19 protein-coding genes are annotated in these 21,621 nt (G+C 53.3%); 3 read left to right on the plus strand and 16 right to left on the minus strand.

Going from position 1 to position 21,621, the window contains the following annotated elements; genetic code table 11:
* Window positions 1–43 precede the first annotated feature (43 nt).
* Together ACOTYH_RS17485 and ACOTYH_RS17490 are read left to right on the plus strand one after the other, a co-directional pair.
* Window positions 44–790, plus strand: a complete 747-nt coding sequence (locus tag ACOTYH_RS17485) for a 4'-phosphopantetheinyl transferase family protein (RefSeq protein WP_421637848.1) — start codon at window positions 44–46, stop codon at window positions 788–790.
* Window positions 791–826: 36 nt separating this feature from the next.
* Window positions 827–1,393 carry an NADPH-dependent FMN reductase gene (locus ACOTYH_RS17490; RefSeq protein ID WP_003861147.1) on the plus strand — a complete coding sequence of 189 codons (567 nt, stop codon included), beginning with the start codon at window positions 827–829 and terminating at the stop codon, window positions 1,391–1,393.
* A gap of 88 nt (window positions 1,394–1,481) precedes the next feature.
* Here the strand turns inward: ACOTYH_RS17490 and adeP are convergent, their stop codons facing one another.
* Window positions 1,482–2,819: an adenine permease AdeP gene (gene adeP / locus ACOTYH_RS17495; RefSeq protein WP_017383704.1), complete on the minus strand. Its 1,338-nt coding sequence runs from the start codon at window positions 2,817–2,819 to the stop codon at window positions 1,482–1,484.
* Between the two features lie 165 nt (window positions 2,820–2,984).
* Between adeP and yieH the strand changes: the two genes are divergently transcribed.
* Window positions 2,985–3,650: a 6-phosphogluconate phosphatase gene (gene yieH, locus ACOTYH_RS17500; RefSeq protein ID WP_023295655.1), complete on the plus strand. Its 666-nt coding sequence runs from the start codon at window positions 2,985–2,987 to the stop codon at window positions 3,648–3,650.
* Window positions 3,651–3,694: 44 nt separating this feature from the next.
* On the opposite strand, the gene phoU is transcribed toward yieH, so the two are convergent.
* The 15 genes from phoU to atpA form a co-directional block, all read right to left on the minus strand.
* Entirely contained in the window at window positions 3,695–4,420 is a 726-nt protein-coding gene (gene phoU, locus ACOTYH_RS17505) for a phosphate signaling complex protein PhoU (protein ID WP_003861153.1), read from the minus strand.
* A 26-nt stretch (window positions 4,421–4,446) separates the two neighbouring features.
* A complete protein-coding gene (gene pstB, locus ACOTYH_RS17510) occupies window positions 4,447–5,220 on the minus strand; it encodes a phosphate ABC transporter ATP-binding protein PstB (RefSeq protein ID WP_003861154.1) in 774 nt (257 codons plus the stop codon).
* A gap of 47 nt (window positions 5,221–5,267) precedes the next feature.
* On the minus strand, window positions 5,268–6,158 hold the full coding sequence (gene pstA / locus ACOTYH_RS17515) for a phosphate ABC transporter permease PstA (protein WP_003861156.1): 891 nt from the start codon (window positions 6,156–6,158) through the stop codon (window positions 5,268–5,270).
* The gene (gene pstC, locus ACOTYH_RS17520; protein WP_015570141.1) at window positions 6,158–7,117 is read right to left on the minus strand and encodes a phosphate ABC transporter permease PstC; all 960 of its coding nucleotides are present in this window, start codon (window positions 7,115–7,117) and stop codon (window positions 6,158–6,160) included. The genes pstA and pstC overlap by 1 nt, the downstream gene beginning before the upstream one ends.
* Before the next feature lie 127 nt (window positions 7,118–7,244).
* Window positions 7,245–8,285, minus strand: a complete 1,041-nt coding sequence (pstS, locus tag ACOTYH_RS17525) for a phosphate ABC transporter substrate-binding protein PstS (protein WP_017383706.1) — start codon at window positions 8,283–8,285, stop codon at window positions 7,245–7,247.
* Window positions 8,286–8,531: 246 nt separating this feature from the next.
* On the minus strand, window positions 8,532–9,584 hold the full coding sequence (locus ACOTYH_RS17530; RefSeq protein ID WP_033487043.1) for a fimbrial protein: 1,053 nt from the start codon (window positions 9,582–9,584) through the stop codon (window positions 8,532–8,534).
* 9 nt (window positions 9,585–9,593) lie between these two features.
* Complete coding sequence (locus tag ACOTYH_RS17535; protein ID WP_033487044.1) at window positions 9,594–12,071, minus strand: fimbria/pilus outer membrane usher protein; 2,478 nt, start codon at window positions 12,069–12,071, stop codon at window positions 9,594–9,596.
* 38 nt (window positions 12,072–12,109) lie between these two features.
* A complete protein-coding gene (locus tag ACOTYH_RS17540) occupies window positions 12,110–12,793 on the minus strand; it encodes a fimbrial chaperone (RefSeq protein WP_032672190.1) in 684 nt (227 codons plus the stop codon).
* Between the two features lie 95 nt (window positions 12,794–12,888).
* Window positions 12,889–13,413 (minus strand): fimbrial protein, encoded by a 525-nt coding sequence (locus ACOTYH_RS17545; RefSeq protein ID WP_032668932.1) that lies wholly within the window; start codon window positions 13,411–13,413, stop codon window positions 12,889–12,891.
* Window positions 13,414–13,744: 331 nt separating this feature from the next.
* Window positions 13,745–15,574: a glutamine--fructose-6-phosphate transaminase (isomerizing) gene (glmS, locus tag ACOTYH_RS17550; RefSeq protein ID WP_015570148.1), complete on the minus strand. Its 1,830-nt coding sequence runs from the start codon at window positions 15,572–15,574 to the stop codon at window positions 13,745–13,747.
* 225 nt (window positions 15,575–15,799) lie between these two features.
* The gene (glmU, locus tag ACOTYH_RS17555) at window positions 15,800–17,170 is read right to left on the minus strand and encodes a bifunctional UDP-N-acetylglucosamine diphosphorylase/glucosamine-1-phosphate N-acetyltransferase GlmU (protein WP_047733182.1); all 1,371 of its coding nucleotides are present in this window, start codon (window positions 17,168–17,170) and stop codon (window positions 15,800–15,802) included.
* A gap of 138 nt (window positions 17,171–17,308) precedes the next feature.
* A complete protein-coding gene (locus tag ACOTYH_RS17560; protein ID WP_006177560.1) occupies window positions 17,309–17,728 on the minus strand; it encodes a F0F1 ATP synthase subunit epsilon in 420 nt (139 codons plus the stop codon).
* Window positions 17,729–17,748: 20 nt separating this feature from the next.
* A complete protein-coding gene (atpD, locus tag ACOTYH_RS17565) occupies window positions 17,749–19,131 on the minus strand; it encodes a F0F1 ATP synthase subunit beta (RefSeq protein WP_015570150.1) in 1,383 nt (460 codons plus the stop codon).
* A gap of 31 nt (window positions 19,132–19,162) precedes the next feature.
* Window positions 19,163–20,026 (minus strand): F0F1 ATP synthase subunit gamma, encoded by an 864-nt coding sequence (atpG, locus tag ACOTYH_RS17570; RefSeq protein WP_003862364.1) that lies wholly within the window; start codon window positions 20,024–20,026, stop codon window positions 19,163–19,165.
* A gap of 51 nt (window positions 20,027–20,077) precedes the next feature.
* Window positions 20,078–21,619: a F0F1 ATP synthase subunit alpha gene (gene atpA / locus ACOTYH_RS17575; protein ID WP_003862367.1), complete on the minus strand. Its 1,542-nt coding sequence runs from the start codon at window positions 21,617–21,619 to the stop codon at window positions 20,078–20,080.
* Window positions 21,620–21,621: the final 2 nt, after the last annotated feature.

Here is a 21,621-nt window from a genome sequence, read left to right on the forward strand (position 1 = left end):
TGTAACCGTTTAACCGACTACGACCATTATCAAGGAGCGAAAAATGGCTACGCACTTTGCACGAGGAACATTAACGGAAGGGCATCTCGTATCGGCCAGACTTTCTTCAGCCTGTCACAATGAGGCGCTCAAACTACCTGAACACCGCAGGACGCGGTTTTTAGCTTCCAGAGCGCTCCTCGCAGAACTGCTTTTTATGCTCTACGGCACCAGCGAATTACCGGACATACTCACCCAGCCAGAAGGTCGTCCGGTTTTTGCGGACCCGGCACTCCCCCATTTTTCCATTGCGTACACCGGCAACATTGTTGGCGTCGCGCTGACGACGGAAGGTGATTGCGGCCTGGATATGGAGCTACAACGCGTCACGCGCAGCTTCCATGGTGCTAACGCGCTCGATGAATACCCGCTCTCCAGCAATGAAAAGCTGTGGATACGTAACCAGAACGACCCCGTTGAAGCCAGAGCGCAGCTCATCACCCTTCGCCAGAGCATCCGCAAACTGAGCGGCGCGGCGTCAGACGACGCCAGCCTGTTGCAGCTGCTCCCCGGCTCCGGACGCCTGCGCGCGACAAAAGCCTCGCTGGTAGAGGCGCTCTGCGACGCTGAGGACGTACTGATCTGGTCCGTTGCGGTGACCCCCGCCATCGAACGGCTGAAAATCTGGGAGTTTGACAGCACTCGCGGTTGGAGTAGTCTTCCGGATGTACCTGAGCGCGCCAACGAGCCCGCCGCGCGCCTGATGCGATTAACCAGTTTACCGGCAGAAAAAGCATACACCCATAGCTGATCCGTCCAGGATCATCATGATGAAACAGGAGTAATCATGTCTGATACGTTGAAAGTTGTTACGTTACTGGGAAGCCTGCGCAAAGGTTCTTTTAACGGGATGGTTGCCCGTACGCTGCCGCAGCTGGCGCCTGCGGGAATGGAGATCAGTGCCCTGCCGTCCATTGGCGACATCCCGCTTTATGATGCTGACGTTCAGCAGGAAGAAGGGTTCCCGCAGAGTGTGGAAGCGATAGCCGAGCAAATCCGTCAGGCTGACGGCGTGGTGATTGTGACGCCTGAGTATAACTACTCGGTGCCGGGTGGTTTGAAGAACGCCATTGACTGGCTGTCCCGTTTACCGGAGCAGCCGCTGTCTGGTAAACCTGTGCTGATCCAGACCAGCTCAATGGGCGCCATCGGCGGCGCGCGCTGCCAGTATCACCTGCGTCAGATCCTGGTGTTCCTGGATGCGATGGTGATGAACAAGCCGGAATTTATGGGCGGCGTGATTCAGAACAAGGTCGACCCGCAGACGGGTGAAGTGGTGGATCAGAGTACGCGTGACCATCTCTCTGGCCAGCTGACCGCGTTTGGGGATTATATTAAGCGGGTGAAGGCCTGATAAAAAAGCCCGGTGGCGCTAGCGCTTACCGGGCCTACACTCGTCAGTAGGTCAGGTAAGCGAAGCGCCACCTGACACCACCAGCATCTTAGTGTGCATCAATAAACACAATCTTCAGCACAAACAGCAGCGCCACAATAATCACGCACGGGCTAAGTTCGCGGAAGCGGCCGGTACCGATCTTCATCACGCAGTAAGAGATAAAGCCCAGCGCGATACCTTCGGTGATCGAGAAGCTGAACGGCATCATCACCGCGGTAATAAATGCCGGAACGGCTTCCGTCAGATCTTCCCACTTCACGCGCGCCAGGCTTGAGGTCATCAGCACGCCGACGTAGATCAGCGCGCCGGCTGCCGCGTATGGTGGCACCATCCCCGCCAGCGGAGAGAGGAAGATCACCAGCAGGAACAGCAGACCCACAACTACCGCCGTCAGGCCGGTACGACCGCCCACGGACACACCGGAAGAGGATTCAATGTAAGCGGTAACAGACGAGGTACCGATGAAAGAGCCTGCAACGGAAGAGATGCTATCCACATACAGCGCCTGCTTCATGCGCGGGAATTTGCCTTTTTCATCTGCCAGACCCGCTTTGTCGGTCACGCCAATCAGCGTACCGGAGGAGTCAAACAGGTTGACCAGCATGAAGGAGAAAATCACCCCGGCCAGTCCCAGGTTCAGCGAGCCCGCCAGATCAACGTGGCCAATCACGGTAGAGACGCTCGGTGGCGCAGAGACGATACCGTTGTAATGCACGTCACCCAGCATCCAGCCCAGCAGCGTGGTCACAATGATAGAGACCAGCACCGCAGCATGGATGTTGCGCGATGCCAGGATCGCGATGATAAAGAAGCCCAGCACGCCCAGCAGCACGCTGTGAGAGGTCAGGTTACCAATGCTCACCAGCGTTTCCGGGTTCGCCACGATAACGCCAGCGTTTTTCAGCCCCATCATGCCGATGAACAGACCGATACCGCTGGTGATGCCCACGCGCAGGCTCACGGGAATGTTCGCAATCATCCAGTAGCGCACGCGGAAGATGGTTAGCAGCAGCAGGCCGACCGCGCCCCAGAAAATAGCGCCCATCCCAACCTGCCACGGCAAGCCCATCGCCTGAACCACCACGAACGCAAAGAACGCATTCAGACCCATTGCCGGGGCCAGCGCCACGGGCAGATTAGCGAAAACGCCCATCAGGATGCTGCCAAGGGCCGCGATCAGACAGGTGGTTACAAAGACGGCGCTGGTGTCCATGCCAGCTACGCCCAGAATTTGCGGGTTAACGAAAACGATATAGACCATCGTCAGGAAGGTAGTAAAACCGGCGATCACTTCGGTGCGTGCCGTTGTGCCGTGCTCGCGCAGTTTGAACACGCGCTCAAGCAGCCCCTGACCAGATGTCTGGGTAGTGTGTTGTTGACTCATCATCAATTTCCGAACAAGGAGGGAAAATTCGTCGCTATCCTATACCAAAATGCGACAATAGTGGCGGTTACGGGATACTTTTTTCATTGATTTTGCTTATACGGCAACGATTGCGTCCCGGTGAACTGCCGTACGAAAACGTTAAACTTGTTAAAAGGGAAAGGCATGTCCGGAATTGAAGCGGTATTTTTCGACTGTGACGGTACGCTGGTCGACAGTGAGGTCATTTGTTCCCGCGCGTATGTCGCCATGTTCCATGAATTTGGTATTACGCTCGATCTCGAAGAGGTGTTCAAACGCTTTAAGGGCGTGAAGCTGTACGAGATCATCGACATCATTAACGAAGAGCACGGGGTGGATCTGGTGAAAGCGGATCTGGAACCGGTGTACCGCGCCGAGGTCGCACGCCTCTTCGACGCCGAGCTGGAAGTTATCGCCGGCGCTAACGCGCTGCTGGATGCGATGACGGTGCCGATCTGCGTGGTCTCTAACGGACCGGTCAGCAAAATGCAGCACTCGCTCGGCAAGCTGGAGATGTTGCACCACTTCCCGGAAAAACTGTTCAGCGGCTACGATATCCAGCGCTGGAAGCCCGATCCGGCGCTGATGTTCCACGCGGCGAAGGCGATGAACGTCAACGTGGAGAACTGCATTCTGGTGGATGACTCATCTGCCGGCGCGCAGTCAGGGATTGATGCGGGGATGGAGGTGTTTTACTTCTGCGCCGATCCGCACAACAAGCCGATCGACCATCCAAAAGTGACAACCTTTACCGATCTGGCGCAACTGCCAGCGTTGTGGAAGGCGCGCGGGTGGGATATTACGCGTTGAATTAACGTAGGGCGGGTAAGCGTTAGCGCCACCCGCCACACATATCACTCTTTCGGATCTTTACCCGCCAGCAGCTTGTCCAGCTCGTCGCCGCCCACGTGTCGGAAATCCTGCCCCTTCACGAAATAGAAAATGTATTCGCAAATGTTCTGGCAACGGTCACCGATACGCTCGATGGAGCGCGCACAGAACAGCGCGGTCAGTACGCTTGGAATGGTACGAGAATCTTCCATCATGTAGGTCATCAGCTGACGCACAATGCCTTCGTATTCCTGGTCAACTTTCTTGTCTTCACGGTAGATACGGACCGCTTCGTCCAGATCCATGCGCGCGAAAGCGTCCAGCACGTCGTGCAGCATCTGCACGGTGTGGCGCCCGAGAGACTCCAGGCTCACCAGCAGCGGCTGGTGCTGCTGGGAGAATTTCTCCAGCGCGGTACGGCAGATTTTATCCGCCACGTCACCGATACGCTCCAGCTCGGCGATGGTTTTGATGATCGCCATCACCAGACGCAGGTCGCTCGCCGTCGGCTGACGCTTCGCAATGATGCGCACGCAGGCTTCGTCGATGGCGACTTCCATCATATTGACGTTGTGGTCGCCTTCAATAACGCGCTTCGCCAGCTCGCTGTCCTGGTTGTGCATCGCCGTGATCGCATCAGAAAGCTGCTGCTCGACCATGCCGCCCATGGTCATCACCTGGGTGCGAATGCTTTCCAGCTCTGCGTTAAACTGGCCGGAAATGTGTTTATTAAGATTGAGGTTGTCCATGGTTTCTCCACATGCACTAAGGCAAATCAACCGTAGCGGCCAGTAATATAATCTTCGGTTTGTTTCTTCGCCGGACGAGTGAACAGCGCGTCCGTATCGCTGAACTCAATCAACTCGCCCAGATACATAAACGCCGTGTGGTCAGAACAACGTGCAGCCTGCTGCATGTTGTGGGTCACGATCACCACGGTGTAATCCTGCTTCAGCTCGGTGATCAGCTCTTCGATACGCCCGGTTGAGATCGGGTCCAGGGCTGAGCACGGCTCATCCAGCAGCAAGACTTCCGGGCGAATGGCGATACCGCGCGCAATGCACAGACGCTGCTGCTGACCACCGGAGAGAGAGTACCCACTCTGGTGAAGTTTATCTTTGGTTTCGTTCCATAATGCGGCCTTGGTCAATGCCCACTGCACGCGCTCGTCCATATCCGCACGGGAGAGCTTCTCAAACAGACGCACACCAAAGGCGATGTTGTCATAGATCGACATCGGGAACGGCGTGGGTTTCTGGAATACCATCCCCACTTTCGCACGCAGCAGGGCGATATCCTGGGTATTGGTCAGGATGTTGTCACCGTCCAGCAGAATTTCACCTTCTGCGCGCTGCTCCGGATAGAGCGAATACATTTTGTTAAAGGTGCGCAGCAGCGTGGATTTGCCACAGCCGGACGGACCGATGAATGCCGTTACCTGGTTCTTTGCGATATCCAGGTTGATATTCTTCAGGGCATGGAATTTGCCGTAGTAGAAGTTCAAATCACGAACCTGAATCTTACCCGGGGCAGTATCAACCATACTCATTGACTCATTTCCTCATTCGGCGCCACGGTGTGCCGCGCCGTAAAAATTTAACCGTGTTTCTTCTTCGCGAAAATGACGCGCGCCAGAATGTTCAGCAACAGTACGCAAAGGGTGATGATCAGCACCCCGGCCCAGGCCAGCTGCTGCCATTCCGCGAATGGGCTCATCGCAAATTTAAAGATCGTCACCGGCAGGTTGGCGATCGGCTGCATCATGTCCGTGCTCCAGAACTGATTGGAGAGGGCGGTAAACAGCAGCGGTGCGGTTTCACCGGCGATACGGGCGATAGCCAGCAGGATACCGGTCATGATCCCCGAGACGGACGCTTTCAGGGTGATAGCCGAAATCATCTTCCATTTAGGCGTACCCAGCGCGTAAGCCGCTTCACGCAGGCTGTCCGGCACCAGTTTCAGCATGTTTTCAGTGGTACGAATAACGATAGGCACCTGCAACAGCGCCAGCGCAATCACACCCGCCCAGCCGGAGAAGTGTTCCATTTGCGCCACCACGATGGTGTAAACAAACAGACCCACGACAATCGACGGGGCAGAAAGCAGAATGTCGTTAATGAAGCGGATGACTTCAGCGATCCAGGACTTGCGGCCATATTCCGCCAGATAGATACCCGCCATGATGCCCAACGGCGTACCGAAAACGGTCGCCCACAGGATCAACAGGCCGCTGCCCGCCAGAGCGTTTGCCAGACCACCACCCGCCGTGTTCGGCGGCGGCGTCATCTCGGTGAACAGCGCCAGGGACATTCCATCAATACCCCGGGTGATGGTGGACATCAGGATCCAGATCAGCCAGAACAGGCCGAACGCCATCGTTGCCATGGAAAGCGTCAACGCAATGCGGTTTTTAATCCGGCGCTTTGACTGCATTTTGCGACGGGATTCCGCAAGCTGAGCGGTGTTTTGCATGTCGAGAGTCGCCATTAGCGTGCCCCCTCGTTTTTAGCCAGACGCATAATCATCAGCTTGGAGATAGCCAGCACAATAAAGGTGATAACAAACAGGATCAGACCCAGTTCCATCAGCGCGGCGACGTGCAGCCCGGATTCCGCTTCGGCAAATTCGTTCGCCAGCGCAGAGGTAATACTGTTCCCCGGCATATAAAGCGAGGCGCTGTCGAGCTGGTAGGTGTTGCCGATGATAAAGGTGACCGCCATGGTTTCACCGAGCGCGCGACCTAAGCCCAGCATAATGCCGCCAATCACCCCATTTTTGGTGAACGGAAGGACGATGCGCCAGATAACTTCCCAGGTGGTGCAGCCGATGCCGTAGGCGGACTCTTTCATCATCACCGGGGTTTGTTCGAAGACATCGCGCATGACCGCCGCAATGTACGGAATAATCATGATGGCGAGGATCACACCTGCCGCCAGAATGCCGATACCGAATGCCGGGCCGGAGAACAGCGCCCCCACAAACGGAATGGCAGAGAGAACGTTACCGACCGGCTCCTGGAAGTACGTCGCAAACAGCGGCGCGAAGATAAACAGGCCCCACATGCCGTAAACGATACTTGGGATGGCCGCCAGCAGTTCAATGGCGATACCCAGCGGACGTCGCAGCCAGCCTGGCGCCAGTTCCGTCAGGAACAGGGCAATACCAAAGCTCACCGGAACCGCAATCAGCAGGGCGATAAAAGAGGTCACCAGCGTGCCGTAAATCGGCACCAGCGCACCGTAAATATCGTTCGGCGCATCCCACTCTTTGGTCCACAGGAAGGCGAAACCAAATTTTTGAATGCTCGGCCAGGAGGAGAAAATCAGGGACACGATAATGCCGCCCAGCAGCAATAGCACAATCAGCGCAGCCAGTTTCACCAGCGCGCTGAAAATCATGTCACCTTTTTTACCCGGAGGGTTAAATGCAGGCTTGGTTGCAGCCATAAATTACTCTTCTGTTTGAGACGTTTTTACGAATATGCCCGGCGGCGCTGACGCTTACCGGGCCTACAGAGTAACCGTAGGGCGGGTAAGCGCAGCGCCACCCGCCATCTTCGTTAAATATATCCTGTTAGTACAGCGCTTTACCGCTGCTGTCTTTCACGTTGGTTTTCCATGCAGCACGGATCTGCTCAACCACGCTGTCTGGCAGGCTGGCGTAATCCAGATCGTTAGCCTGTTTGCCGCCATTTTTATATGCCCAGTCGAAGAACTTCAGCACTTCAGCACCCTGCTCAGGCTTCTTCTGCTCTTTGTGGACCAGAATGAAGGTGGTAGACGTGATAGGCCATGCATCGTCGCCTTTCTGGTTGGTCAGGTCCTGCGCGAAGGATTTGCTCCAGTCAGCGCCTTTCGCGGCGTTGGCGAAGTTCTCTTCGGTCGGGCTAACCGGTTTGCCGTCGGCAGAAACCAGTTTGGTGTAAGCCAGGTTGTTCTGCTTAGCGTAAGCGTATTCTACGTAACCGATGGAGCCTGGCAGACGCTGTACGAAGGCTGCGATACCGTCGTTGCCTTTACCGCCCAGACCGGTTGGCCAGTTAACAGTAGAGCCGGAACCGACTTTAGATTTCCACTCTTCGTTCACTTTCGCCAGGTAGCTGGTGAACACGAAAGAGGTACCAGAGCCGTCAGCACGACGAACCACCGCGATATTCTGCGAAGGCAGCTTAACGCCCGGGTTCAGCTTAGTGATGGCTTCGTCATCCCATTTTTTGATTTTGCCCAGGTAGATGTCACCCAGGGTTTTGCCGTCCAGCACCAGCTCGCCTGATTTCAGGCCAGGGATGTTAACAGCCAGCACAACGCCGCCGATCACGGTCGGGAACTGGAACAGGCCTTCCTGATTCAGTTTCTCATCAGACAGCGGAGCGTCGGATGCGCCGAAATCAACGGTATTCGCGGTAATTTGTTTTACGCCACCGGAGGAGCCGATACCCTGATAGTTGACCTTGTTACCGGTCTCTTTCTGGTAGGTATCCGCCCATTTGGCATACACCGGCGCAGGGAAGGTTGCACCAGCGCCAGTCAGGCTTGCTGCTGCAAAGGCAGAGAAAGCGCTCATTGATAAGGTCGCGGCGACAACAGTTGCGACAGTGGTACGCATAACTTTCATAATGTCTCCTGCAAGGATTTCGTAAATCATTGTTTAAGTGGCTACGATGAGCAAAATAGGACAAACAGGTGACAGATAAATGTACGAAATATGACAGTTTTATGACAAAGCCAGCGATGGATGTAACCACATGAAAAATAAAGCCATTAATTCACAGCATGGTCATATTTTTGTCATCTTTTTTGCAATGAATCAGTTTTAGCGTAGCTGATATGACAACGGCTGTCATAAACAGCCGTTGTCATTTTAATGAGCGATTTCAATCGTCAGAGTTGCCGTTGCATTGAACTGGCCTGGTTTGGGCCTCGCTCCTGTCGCGCTGGCAGGCGCGCTTGAAAATGTCAGCGTGCCCAGCGTATCCCCCATGATGTCGGGAATTTTAGTCGTTTCCGCTTCAAGGGCACCGCCATTCGTATTCACTTCCCGATTATATTTATCGTAGACTTTAATTCCTACGTCTTCGTTGTCCGTCGCAATCATCGAATTATCAGAAGCCACGGCTGAGGCATGCAGGGTTGCGTCGAGCTTGTCGTAGAACATCATATTGGTGCATTTGATGTTCACGGTACGAGTGATTTTGCGATCGGTCAGCGCTTTCCCTTTCGTCGACGAAAACTCTGACGCCAGGATTTTATTGAAATCAAAAACAATGGCCTGCCCCTCGTCAATCTCACAAGATTGAGGAACCGTCACTGTTCCCTGAACAATCACATCAGAAATAATCTCATTCGAAACAGTACGCGGGTCGATCGTGGCATAGATATTCGCCACCAGCGTCGCCGGGATCGTCATCACCCCGGTAAAGGCTTTTTTTACGTACAAATAGACCAGCCCCGAGCCGCCACTATAAAACGAGGTGGCAGAACTCACGCCGTTATGACATTGATAGGGAGTACCGGTTTTATTCGGCAGATGATCAAAAGGCACGGCCGTATAACCGACACCGAGTATGTAAACAAGCAAGCCAATATCAACGTTTTCATTCAGGTTAAAATAGGCGACATTGTTCCTGCTTCCCGCTGGCTCCAGCGCCGGATTAACGACGCTGGTTATATAGGTGTGATCGTAACTCTGATTCGGCCCGGTCAGACAATAGCAAGTACCTTTAAACGAGGTATTGTTGTTATTCACATCAATAAGCGTTGTCGTCCCGGCTATATTGTCCGTAATGGAAAACTGCTCTGTAAAATTGAGGTAGTTATGATATTTGCCATTGTCTGGCACACAATAACCGGTTGGGGCCGCATGCGCATAAAAGACGCAGGTCAGTAAGGCTAAAAGCCAGTATTGCAGTTTCATTTTAATCCTTTATCGACACGTGACGGGCATCTGCACCAGTCCAGCGTCAGGCTGTTGTTGAAGCGTGTATTCCGCCCGACAGGTTGCGCCGTCGTTTAGCGTCAACGTAAATTGCCCCTTTTCCGGCAGGCCTGAGAGATAGAGTTCGCCCTCTTCTCCGACAATGCCCGTAACGCTTCCGGTGTCCAGCGTTGCCGATCCCGTTGCCCCAAAAGGCGCAGGTTTGCCATTGCTGAGATGAACGTTGAAAAGGATGCGGTAGCCGATATGCGTAACGAATTCCGCTTTTACTACCGCTCCACGGGTGGGAACCAGATTCTGGACGCTTTTTTCCAGTTCAACATTGCCAGAGGCAAAGTCGCTGTCGCCAATTGCGATACGATTTTCATCATAGGGTGACAGCTGCGTTTTTACGGTGTAGCCGCGCCAGTCCGTCGCGACACCGCTGCTGTTTTCCACCGCCAGGCCCGCCGCTCCTGGAGCTTTCACCAGCGCGACGGTTTCTCCCATTTCCTGTGAGAAGGTGACACCTTCTGAATGCAGTAGAATGCCGCCGCTGACGCCATAATTGAGACTTCGGGTTTCGTTGCTCCAGGCATAGTTACCTTTCATGGAGCCATAAGCCGCGTCCCATGCCAGTCCCGCATTCCCCCCCGTACTGCCGCCACTTTCATCAACGGATTGCTGTATGTTCCAGTTCAAGTTGTTGTTCTGAAGCAGCCTTCCGTTCAGGCCTACCTGATGGGAGACGCTGTTTTTATTGTTGCCAGTAACGTTATAGTTGGCGTAGGTGTTCGGTAACCACTGGGAGAGCGGAAGCGAGAGTGACAGCATGAAAACGTGTTCGTTTTCGCCATCCTTTTCCCAGTCCCCATCGTGATGATTCGCAGTATCGGTATAGTTCCATGACGCATTCCACGTCATCTGTTTCCAGCTGTTGCTGTAACCAATCTGGATCAGCCGTTCAACGTTATCCGTTCGCCAGTACTGTTCACGGCTCAGCGTCAGGTAAATATTTCCATACCCCTGCGCAAAAGGTTGTGTCCACGTTCCCTCCAGACGGCTTCTGCGGTTACCCGTTTGCCAGAACGTCTCGCTATCGCTCCTGCGGGAAGCCCACTCATCCAGGGTATAAAATCCTTCCGTTGAATAGCGATAGCCTACTATTCGCAGGCTGGTATTACTTACATCGAACGTCTTGGAATAGAGAAAACGCCAGGATTGCCCCTGCTCCGTATCATCGACAAAACGAGACGCCGCATGGGTGACATCCATCGATATCGCCCCGATCTCGCCGAGATCCTGACCAATACCAGCCGCTATGGCAGTGTAATTCTCAGCTAACTGTGTGCCGCCATACAGCGTCATTCCCCCTTGCATGCCGCGTAAAAGCTGAGCCTGCAATAAATCAGGTGAATAGCGATCGCTGTTGTTCAGTTCGCCAATGCTGATATCAAAGTCCGTCTGGCCTTCCCGTCGCAATATCGCCAGGGAAGCATAAGGCTGCGTAAAATGCTGCTCACTACCATCTTCTTCTTTGATCGTAACGTCGAGATCGCCCCCACTGCTGGTGGTGTTGAGATCGGTCAGGGCAAACGGCCCCTGAGGAACAGCAGATTGATAGATAATGTAGCCATTCTGACGAATGGTGACGACGGCATTACTTTTAGCAATGCCCCGGACGACGGGTGCGAAGCCGTTCAGACTATCCGGCAGCATGTCATTATCGGTATACAGGCGCACGCCGCGCACCTGGCTGCTATCGAATAGATCATTTGCCGTCCAGGTATCCCCCATCATTATCTGGCTTCGCAGGCTGGCAATATCACGTTGTAAATACGTACTCGCAGAATGATAACTGCCGTTGCTGTTTACCGCATTGAGGGTGCTGTAGTTGCGAAGTCGCCAGCTGCCAAGGTTAATACCGCTACGCATGTTCAGATAATACAGATCGTCACTGTCATAGTCTGATTTCAACGTCTGGGTGGTTGAAAAATCATAATTCACCATCAGGGCATTAATACCCTGATCCCAGCGTGAAGGCGGAATGGCGTCACGCGCTGAAGAATCCATATAAATCTGCGGGATAGAGACCCGTAACGCGAGCTTTTCGTCATCCAGAACCCATGTAGCTCCCGTAAGCGGGGGAACGGGCTCGCAGCGGCTGGTGTTAATCGTAGCCAGTGCTTTTATGGCATCCACTTTTATGCCAAACGTAGCCAGCGTATTTTTTAAGTCGCGGAAACAGGGCTGGAGTGCGCTCTCGTTGTTTGTTCGAAAAAAATGGATTTCACGGCGCTCAAAAAAGCGCTCGTTGATATAAATATCAACCTGATAATCCCCTTCAGGGAGATTATCGGGCCGGCTAAACTGACTGATATCAATGTCGACCGGATGTTCAAGTTCTAACAATCGTGAGTTAAAGGTTTCACCAGCAGCGTGCCCGGAATACGTGCCGCTGACCCACAGCGACACCAGGGATAACATAAAATAGATGCGCTTCAACGTTAACCATCTCGCCTGAGTCAAAGGGGGTGTTTGATGGCGTCGCTTATCGCGCCATAATCATTGATGCTATGCCAGATGAGTGTCTTACTCGCGACACCAGCGGGTAAGGGAATGTTGAGCGTCTCAAAGGGCTTAATCATCGCCAAATCCAGCGGTTTGCCGTCTACAGCAACATCAATAACGTTGATATGGATAGCCGTAGGATTATTAACCACCAGGGTATTGCCTTGTTTGCGCCAGATGACTTTTAGGCTGGCGGTTTCAGGCTTTTCAGTAATGCTGGCAGGGCGCCAGAATAACTTAATGCGTGTTTTAATCGCGATTTCCAGCTTGCTGTTCTGTTTGTCCGGCGTTGGAGGGATATTCTTAACATTCAGCCAAAAGACAGATTCCCGCTCGGTGGGTAAATCGCCTTTTGTTTTAATAATGCGCAATACGCGCTCCTGTTTTGGCTCCAGCCTTGAAACAGGAGGAATAACGGTAAACGGTGGTTTCGTTTTCTCTGTGGCTAAAAAAGGATCAATCCATGCCTGAATCAGATAGGGTAAGGAAGTATCATTATTTATTACAGAAATAGTGGTATCTGTTTTATTGCTGGGGAAAATAATCCGCGTACCACCGATAATAATCCCACCCCATGAGGGAGAGGCACACACGACTAAAAAGAGAATAATAAAAATATCGATAAAACGCCTGCGCATATCATATCCTGTGACAGGCCTGCGAGGTTTCGCTGTCCATTAGACGTAAAGAAACCTGCCTTGCCAGGCCTGATTTTATTTCGGAAAGCTAGAGGTTAATTACTGTAAGTGATAGTAAATTCAGAATCCGCATTTGCCACACCTGGCGTTACGGTTGCGGAGGTAGCCATATAGCGAGCCATGAACGGCAGTGTCGCCTTGCCATCAGCGTCGATATCTGCACTGACTGACTGGTTGTAAAGCTTCAGCAAGCTGTTGTCAGCACGGTTGTAGATGGCAACGGCAACCCCTGTAGCTCCACCAGCGTTCAGTTTAAGGTAACCGTCTCCATCTTCTGTACCATCAAAGCGAGCGGTGGCTTTTTTATATGTATCAGGGCAATTTTCAAGATCGATCTGGAAAGCCTGTACGGAAGCCGTCGAGCCTGCACCAGAAAAGGCGGATTTATTGACTTTACCAAGGTCAACGGTTTGAGTTTGTGTTGGCGCAGTAACCTCACAGGTGCTGTCAATAATTTCGCCTGTAAAGTGTACAGTACCATTGCCGTTCCCCGCGTGCGCCTGCCAACCTAAAATCAAAGATGAGCAAACTAATGCGCTTTTAAAAAGTTTTCCATTCATTATGACATTATCCTGAAGTTATGAATAATCATGTTTCATTATTAAAACAAATATTGCCGAACCATCCCGGCCAGGAAATAGTAAACTGAAAAATGAAAATAACAAGGAGAAATAATATTGTATTAATTATTACTGATGGAATAAGAGAATAAATATAAGCGTTTTATTACTTAATATAATTTTATATCACACAGAAAAGTCGACACACTGTAATTAGTTTTTATTTAATAAGAAGTGGGAAACTTTATTTTTCAGAAAATATTTATGTTTTGATATAAAAATAACCCCGTAATCATAAATTAACGGGGTTATTCCTAAGTGATATATAATATTATTCTACGGTAACAGACTTCGCCAGATTTCGCGGCTGATCAACGTCGGTGCCTTTGATCAGCGCGACGTGATAAGCCAGCAGTTGCAGCGGAACAGTGTAGAAGATCGGCGCAATCACCTCTTCCACATGCGGCATCTCGATGATGTGCATGTTGTCGCTGCTGGCGAAACCGGCATCTTTATCCGCAAAGACGTACAGAACACCACCACGGGCGCGCACTTCTTCGATGTTAGATTTCAGTTTTTCCAGCAGTTCGTTGTTCGGTGCCACCACGATAACCGGCATATCCGCGTCGATCAGCGCCAGCGGGCCATGTTTCAGTTCACCTGCCGCGTAAGCTTCAGCGTGAATGTAAGAGATCTCTTTCAGCTTCAGTGCGCCTTCCAGCGCAATCGGATACTGATCGCCACGCCCCAGGAACAGGGAGTGATGTTTGTCAGAGAAATCTTCCGCCAGCGCCTCAATGCGTTTGTCCTGAGACAGCATCTGCTCGATACGGCTCGGCAGCGCCTGAAGGCCATGCACAATGTCGTGTTCAACGGAGGCATCCAGACCTTTCAGACGCGCCAGTTTCGCCACCAGCATCAGCAGAACGGTCAACTGAGTGGTGAACGCCTTGGTGGAAGCCACGCCAATTTCAGTACCGGCTTTGGTCATCAGCGCCAGATCGGATTCACGTACCAGCGAAGAGCCCGGCACGTTACAGATGGCCAGCGAGCCCAGGTAACCCAACTCTTTAGACAGACGCAGCGCCGCCAGGGTATCAGCCGTTTCGCCAGACTGAGAAAGGGTGATCATCAGGCTGTTACGACGCACCGCAGATTTGCGATAGCGGAACTCAGACGCGATTTCCACATCACACGGCACGCCCGCCAGGGATTCAAACCAGTAGCGCGAGACCATACCGGAGTTATAAGAGGTACCGCAGGCCACGATCTGAATGTGCTCGACTTTGCCCAGCAGTTCGTTGGCATTGGCGCCCAGCTCACTCAGATCCACTTCGCCGTGGCTGATGCGCCCGGTCAGGGTGTTTTTAATGGCGTTTGGCTGTTCGTAGATCTCTTTCTGCATGTAGTGACGGTAAGCACCTTTGTCGCCCGCGTCGTATTGCAGGTTTGATTCGATCTCCTGACGCTTAACCTGCTCGCCTTTCGTGTCGAATACGGTCACGCTGCGACGTGTCACCTCGGCAATGTCTCCCTCTTCCAGGAAGATAAAGCGACGGGTAACCGGCAACAGCGCCAGCTGGTCGGAAGCGATAAAGTTTTCACCCATGCCCAGACCAATCACCATCGGACTACCGGAACGCGCGGCCAGCAGCGTGGACGGGTCGCGGGAATCCATGATCACCGTACCGTAAGCACCACGCAGCTGAGGGATAGCGCGCAGCACCGCATCACGCAGTGTACCGCCCTTTGCCAGCTCCCAGTGCACCAGGTGAGCAATCACTTCGGTGTCGGTTTCAGAGACGAAGGTATAGCCGCGCGCTTTCAGTTCTTCACGCAGCGGTTCGTGGTTTTCGATAATGCCGTTATGCACCACCACGATGTGTTCAGACACATGCGGGTGTGCGTTGCCTTCAGATGGCTCACCGTGGGTCGCCCAGCGGGTATGTGCAATACCGGTGCCACCGTGCAGCGGATGTTCTTCCGCAGCCTGGGCCAGCATCTGCACTTTACCGAGACGACGCAGACGGGTCATATGACCTTCTGCATCGACCACAGCCAGACCGGCTGAGTCGTAACCACGGTATTCCAGACGACGTAAACCTTCGAGAAGGATTTCAGCAATATCACGCTGCGCAACTGCGCCAACAATTCCACACATAGTTAGATTTCCTGATTATGGCGTTATGCCATGCGTTGTCGCTGACCTGTATTTGCCCTTTCCGGGCGCCCCGAGCCTTGTAGAGAGTGGGGTTATTTTTATGGGTACTGCTTGTGGGGGGAGATATATATTTATCTCCTCTCCCGGGTTTGCCTGATGTCGGCTACGCCTTATCAGGCCTACTCAATCGTAGGGCGGGTAAGCATAGCGCCACCCGCCTTGTTGTTACTTCTTCTTCACCGGGCGTTTCCAGCCCTGCTTGCTGACCTGCGGCACACGGCTTAACACCAGCTCGTTCTCGGCCACATCGCGCGTAACGGTTGTCCCGGCGGCAATGGTCACGCCTTTGCCCACGGTGACAGGCGCCACCAGCTGGGTATCGGAGCCTACAAACACATCATCACCGATGATGGTTTTAAACTTATTGGCACCGTCATAGTTACAGGTGATGGTTCCAGCACCGATGTTTACGTTGTCGCCAATTTCCGCATCGCCCAGATAGGTCAGATGACCGGCTTTCGAGCCCTTACCCAGACGCGCTTTTTTCATTTCCACAAAGTTACCTACGTGAGCGCCTTCCAGCAGCTCAGCGCCCGGGCGCAGACGCGCAAACGGGCCGATGGTACATGCCGCCTCAAGATGGGCATCTTCCACCACGCTGTACGGGCTGATTTCGCAGTCGTCACCGATCACGCTGTTTTTAATCACGCAGCCAGTGCCGATTTTGACGCGGTTGCCCAGCGTGACGTTACCTTCCAGGATAACGTTAGTATCTATTTCAACGTCGCGCCCGTGGGTCAGCGTGCCACGCAGATCGAAACGCGCCGGATCGCGCAGCATAACGCCCGCGAGCAACAGCTTTTCTGCCTGCTCGGACTGGTAAATACGCTCCAGGCGAGAAAGCTGGAGACGGTTGTTTACCCCGTCCGTTTCGCTGATGCGAGCCGGGTGAACGGCGGCAATCTCACGCCCTTCCTGGTACGCCATCGCAATGATGTCGGTGATGTAGTATTCACCCTGCGCGTTGTTATTGTTGAGTCTGGACAGCCAGCGCTTCATATCCGCACCGTTCGCAATCAGAATGCCGGTGTTGATCTCCTGAATCTGGCGCTGTTCGTCAGTGGCATCTTTATGCTCAACAATCCCGGTCACGTTGCCGTTTTCACGCGTGATGCGGCCATAGCCGGTTGGATCGTCCAGCACGACGGTCAACAAACCGATGCCGCCCTGCGGTTTGGCTTCACGTAGGCGAGTGAGGGTTTCAACGGAGATCAGCGGGACGTCGCCGTAGAGCATCAGGATATCTTCATCATCAGCGAAGAAGGGTGCAGCCTGCTGCATCGCATGGCCTGTACCCAACTGTTCTGCCTGTAGCACCCAGTTGAGATTGTCGTCATGCAGCGTTTTTTTCAGCAGATCGCCGCCATGTCCATAAACCAGATGCACCTGGCTGGCGCCTAATTCATTCGCTGCATCAATAACATGCTGAACCATTGGCTTTCCTGCCAGCGTGTGGAGCACCTTAGGCAGATCGGAATACATGCGGGTACCTTTGCCTGCGGCAAGGATCACCACGCTCATCGCACTGTTTAACATACGCATCCTGACGGTAGTTTGTGTGAGAAGTAAAAACGTTTGATGCTTAAAATTCTACATCTTTTTCATCATGAATTAAGGCCGAAAAAAAAAGCCAGCCTGGGATCCAGACTGGCTTTTGTGCTTTTCAAGCCGGTGTTACATCGCTTTTTTGGTCAACTCGATAACGCGCAGTTTCGCGATCGCTTTGGCCAGCTCCGCAGACGCCTGAGCGTAATCCACGTCACCATGAGAGCTGCTAATGTGCTCTTCAGCCTTACGCTTCGATTCCAGGGCTCGCGCTTCGTCGAGATCCTGGCCACGAATAGCTGTATCGGCCAGAACGGTCACACTGCCTGGCTGCACTTCAAGAATGCCGCCGGACAGATAGATAAACTCTTCATGACCGAACTGTTTAACGATGCGGATCATACCAGGCTTAATGGCGGTGAGCAGTGGTGCGTGACCCGGGAAAATACCCAGTTCACCTTCACTACCCGTTACCTGGATTTTCTCGACCAGACCAGAGAACATTTGTTGCTCTGCGCTGACGACGTCCAGGTGGTAAGTCATTGCCATATCACCCTCCGATTAAGGCGTTAAAGTTTTTTGGCTTTTTCCACGGCTTCTTCGATGGAACCAACCATGTAGAACGCCTGCTCTGGCAGGTGATCGTATTCGCCTTCCATGATGCCTTTAAAGCCACGGATGGTGTCTTTCAGGGAAACGTATTTACCCGGAGCACCGGTGAATACTTCCGCAACGAAGAACGGCTGGGACAGGAAGCGCTGGATCTTACGCGCACGTGCTACCACCAGTTTGTCTTCTTCAGACAGTTCATCCATACCCAGGATGGCGATGATGTCTTTCAGTTCCTGATAACGTTGCAGCAGGGACTGTACGCCACGCGCGGTGTCGTAGTGCTCCTGGCCAACAACCAGTGGATCCAGCTGACGGCTGGTGGAGTCCAGCGGGTCAACGGCCGGGTAGATACCCAGAGACGCGATCTGACGGCTCAGTACCACGGTTGCATCTAAGTGAGCAAAGGTGGTGGCTGGGGATGGGTCAGTCAAGTCATCCGCAGGTACGTATACCGCCTGAACGGAGGTGATAGAACCGGTTTTGGTAGAGGTGATACGTTCCTGAAGAACACCCATCTCTTCCGCAAGCGTAGGCTGATAACCTACCGCTGAAGGCATACGACCCAGCAGTGCAGATACTTCAGTACCGGCCAGGGTGTAACGGTAGATGTTATCAACGAACAGCAGAACGTCACGACCTTCGTCACGGAACTTCTCAGCCATGGTCAGGCCGGTCAGCGCAACGCGCAGACGGTTTCCTGGTGGCTCGTTCATCTGGCCGTAAACCAGGGATACTTTATCCAGAACGTTGGAGTCGGTCATTTCGTGGTAGAAGTCGTTACCCTCACGAGTACGTTCACCCACGCCCGCAAACACGGAGTAACCGGAGTGCTCGATCGCGATGTTACGGATCAGCTCCATCATGTTTACGGTTTTACCTACACCCGCACCACCGAACAGACCGACTTTACCGCCCTTCGCGAACGGACACATCAGGTCGATAACTTTGATGCCGGTTTCCAGCAGTTCCTGAGAGCTGGACAGCTCTTCGTAGGAAGGTGCCGCGCGGTGGATAGCCCAACGCTCTTCTTCACCGATGTCGCCTTTCATGTCGATTGGCTGACCCAATACGTTCATGATACGACCCAGTGTTGCTTTACCTACCGGGACTTCGATCGGGTGCTCAAGGTCTTTTACTTCCAGACCACGACGCAGACCGTCGGAAGAACCCATGGCGATGGTACGCACGATACCGCCGCCGAGCTGCTGCTGAACTTCCAGCACCAGGCTCTCGTTACCATTCTGTACCTCAAGCGCGTCGTACACGCGTGGTACGGCGTCCTGAGGGAACTCGACGTCCACCACGGCGCCGATTACCTGGACAATCTTTCCAGTAGCCATCTTGAATCCTCTACGTAATTCGTAAACCTGGTTAAACCGCGGCGGCCCCCGAGACGATCTCGGTGAGTTCCTGAGTAATGCTGGCCTGACGAGCTTTGTTGTAAACCAACTGCAGCTCTTTAATCAGGCTGCCGCCATTATCGGTCGCGGCTTTCATCGCCACCATTCGTGCGGCCTGCTCGCTGGCCAGGTTTTCTACAACGCCCTGATAAACCTGAGATTCAACGTAACGACGCAGCAGGGTATCCAGCAGCGGTTTCGGATCGGGTTCATACAGGTAATCCCAGGCTTTCTGTTTCAGCTCGTCATCTTCTGATGCCGGTAACGGCAGCATCTGAGTGAGCGTAGGCACCTGAGACATGGTGTTAATAAATTTGTTGCTGACAACGTACAGTCTGTCCAGACGGCCTTCATCGTAGGCCTGCAACATCACTTTAACCGGGCCGATCAGTTCGGACAGGGACGGGTTATCACCCATACCGGTCACCTGAGCGACAATGTTGCCGCCAACGGAGTTAAAGAAAGAGACGCCTTTAGAGCCAATCAGTGCCAGATCGCACTGAACGCCTTTATCGGACCAGCCTTTCATATCCGCCAACAGTTTTTTGAACAGGTTAATGTTCAAGCCGCCACACAGACCACGGTCAGTCGACACCACCAGGTAGCCCACGCGCTTAACGTCGCGTTCTTCCAGGTAAGGGTGCTTATATTCCAGATTACCGTTCGCAAGGTGACCAATCACTTTGCGCATGGTCTCTGCATAAGGACGGCTGGCCGCCATGCGATCCTGCGATTTACGCATTTTGGAAGCGGCGACCATCTCCATCGCTTTAGTGATCTTTTGCGTGTTCTGGACGCTTGCGATCTTACTACGTATCTCTTTTGCGCCGGCCATGAGCTTCTCCTCAATGCCAGACGGCTTGTCCTGAGACAAGCCGCCGGACGATTACCAGGATTGGGTTGCTTTGAAGGAATCGAGGATAGCTTTCAGCTTGCCTTCGATTTCGTCGTTATAGCCACCGGTCTGGTTGATCTCTTGCATCAGCGGAGCGTGATCACGGTCGACGTAAGCCAGCAGAGCGGCTTCGAAGCTACCGATTTTCGCCAGTTCCACATCTTCGAGGTAACCGCGTTCAGCCGCGAACAGTACCAGGCCCTGCTGAGCAACAGACATTGGCGCGTACTGTTTCTGCTTCAGCAGCTCGGTCACTTTCTGACCGTGGCTCAGCTGTTTACGGGTTGCTTCGTCCAGATCGGATGCGAACTGAGAGAACGCAGCCAGTTCACGATACTGTGCCAGCGCGGTACGGATACCACCGGACAGTTTCTTGATGATCTTGGTCTGAGCAGCACCACCCACACGGGATACGGAGATACCCGGGTTAACCGCCGGACGAATACCGGAGTTAAACAGGTTGGTTTCCAGGAAGATCTGACCATCGGTAATGGAGATTACGTTGGTCGGAACGAACGCAGAAACGTCACCCGCCTGGGTTTCAATGATCGGCAGAGCGGTGAGAGAACCTGTTTTACCCTTCACTTCACCTTTGGTGAAGTTCTCGACGTATTCCGCGTTAACGCGGGAAGCACGCTCCAGCAGACGAGAGTGGAGGTAGAATACGTCGCCCGGGAATGCTTCACGTCCTGGTGGACGACGGAGCAGCAGGGAAACCTGACGATAAGCAACGGCCTGTTTAGACAGGTCATCGTATACGATCAGCGCATCTTCACCGCGGTCACGGAAGTATTCGCCCATTGCGCAACCGGCGTATGGCGCCAGGTATTGCAGTGCAGCAGATTCAGACGCGGTTGCTACCACAACGATGGTGTTAGACAGTGCGCCGTGCTCTTCCAGTTTACGAACCACGTTGGAAATGGTGGACGCTTTCTGGCCGATAGCCACGTACACACATTTGATGCCGGAATCACGCTGGTTGATGATGGCGTCGATTGCCATCGCGGTTTTACCGGTCTGACGGTCACCGATGATCAGTTCACGCTGACCACGACCGATTGGGATCATGGCGTCAACGGACTTATAACCCGTCTGCACTGGCTGATCAACGGACTGACGGTCGATAACGCCTGGTGCGATAACTTCGATTGGGGAGAAGCCATCGTGCTCAACCGGACCTTTACCGTCGATTGGCGCACCCAGGGTGTTAACAACGCGACCCAGCAGGCCACGGCCAACCGGTACTTCCAGAATACGGCCAGTACACTTAACCTTCATGCCTTCGGCAAGGTCAGCGTATGGACCCATCACAACGGCACCTACGGAGTCGCGCTCCAGGTTCAGTGCGATAGCGTAACGGTTACCCGGCAGGGAAATCATCTCACCCTGCATACAATCGGCCAGGCCGTGGATGCGGATAACACCGTCACTTACAGAAACAATAGTACCTTCGTTGTGAGCTTCACTCACAACATTGAACTGAGCAATGCGCTGCTTGATCAGTTCGCTGATTTCGGTGGAATTCAGTTGCATGC

Source organism: Enterobacter cloacae complex sp. SHL001 (genome assembly GCF_049236825.1).
GTDB lineage: Bacteria > Pseudomonadota > Gammaproteobacteria > Enterobacterales > Enterobacteriaceae > Enterobacter > Enterobacter hormaechei_C.

What these genes read in the sequence shown, in the direction of transcription:
- ACOTYH_RS17485 (WP_421637848.1), top strand. Translation starts at nt 44, where the DNA reads ATGGCTACGCACTTTGCACGAGGAACATTAACGGAAGGGCATCTCGTA.
- ACOTYH_RS17490 (WP_003861147.1), top strand. Translation starts at nt 827, where the DNA reads ATGTCTGATACGTTGAAAGTTGTTACGTTACTGGGAAGCCTGCGCAAA.
- adeP (WP_017383704.1), bottom strand. Translation starts at nt 2,819, where the DNA reads ATGAGTCAACAACACACTACCCAGACATCTGGTCAGGGGCTGCTTGAG.
- yieH (WP_023295655.1), top strand. Translation starts at nt 2,985, where the DNA reads ATGTCCGGAATTGAAGCGGTATTTTTCGACTGTGACGGTACGCTGGTC.
- phoU (WP_003861153.1), bottom strand. Translation starts at nt 4,420, where the DNA reads ATGGACAACCTCAATCTTAATAAACACATTTCCGGCCAGTTTAACGCA.
- pstB (WP_003861154.1), bottom strand. Translation starts at nt 5,220, where the DNA reads ATGAGTATGGTTGATACTGCCCCGGGTAAGATTCAGGTTCGTGATTTG.
- pstA (WP_003861156.1), bottom strand. Translation starts at nt 6,158, where the DNA reads ATGGCGACTCTCGACATGCAAAACACCGCTCAGCTTGCGGAATCCCGT.
- pstC (WP_015570141.1), bottom strand. Translation starts at nt 7,117, where the DNA reads ATGGCTGCAACCAAGCCTGCATTTAACCCTCCGGGTAAAAAAGGTGAC.
- pstS (WP_017383706.1), bottom strand. Translation starts at nt 8,285, where the DNA reads ATGAAAGTTATGCGTACCACTGTCGCAACTGTTGTCGCCGCGACCTTA.
- ACOTYH_RS17530 (WP_033487043.1), bottom strand. Translation starts at nt 9,584, where the DNA reads ATGAAACTGCAATACTGGCTTTTAGCCTTACTGACCTGCGTCTTTTAT.
- ACOTYH_RS17535 (WP_033487044.1), bottom strand. Translation starts at nt 12,071, where the DNA reads ATGTTATCCCTGGTGTCGCTGTGGGTCAGCGGCACGTATTCCGGGCAC.
- ACOTYH_RS17540 (WP_032672190.1), bottom strand. Translation starts at nt 12,793, where the DNA reads ATGCGCAGGCGTTTTATCGATATTTTTATTATTCTCTTTTTAGTCGTG.
- ACOTYH_RS17545 (WP_032668932.1), bottom strand. Translation starts at nt 13,413, where the DNA reads ATGAATGGAAAACTTTTTAAAAGCGCATTAGTTTGCTCATCTTTGATT.
- glmS (WP_015570148.1), bottom strand. Translation starts at nt 15,574, where the DNA reads ATGTGTGGAATTGTTGGCGCAGTTGCGCAGCGTGATATTGCTGAAATC.
- glmU (WP_047733182.1), bottom strand. Translation starts at nt 17,170, where the DNA reads ATGTTAAACAGTGCGATGAGCGTGGTGATCCTTGCCGCAGGCAAAGGT.
- ACOTYH_RS17560 (WP_006177560.1), bottom strand. Translation starts at nt 17,728, where the DNA reads ATGGCAATGACTTACCACCTGGACGTCGTCAGCGCAGAGCAACAAATG.
- atpD (WP_015570150.1), bottom strand. Translation starts at nt 19,131, where the DNA reads ATGGCTACTGGAAAGATTGTCCAGGTAATCGGCGCCGTGGTGGACGTC.
- atpG (WP_003862364.1), bottom strand. Translation starts at nt 20,026, where the DNA reads ATGGCCGGCGCAAAAGAGATACGTAGTAAGATCGCAAGCGTCCAGAAC.
- atpA (WP_003862367.1), bottom strand. Translation starts at nt 21,619, where the DNA reads ATGCAACTGAATTCCACCGAAATCAGCGAACTGATCAAGCAGCGCATT.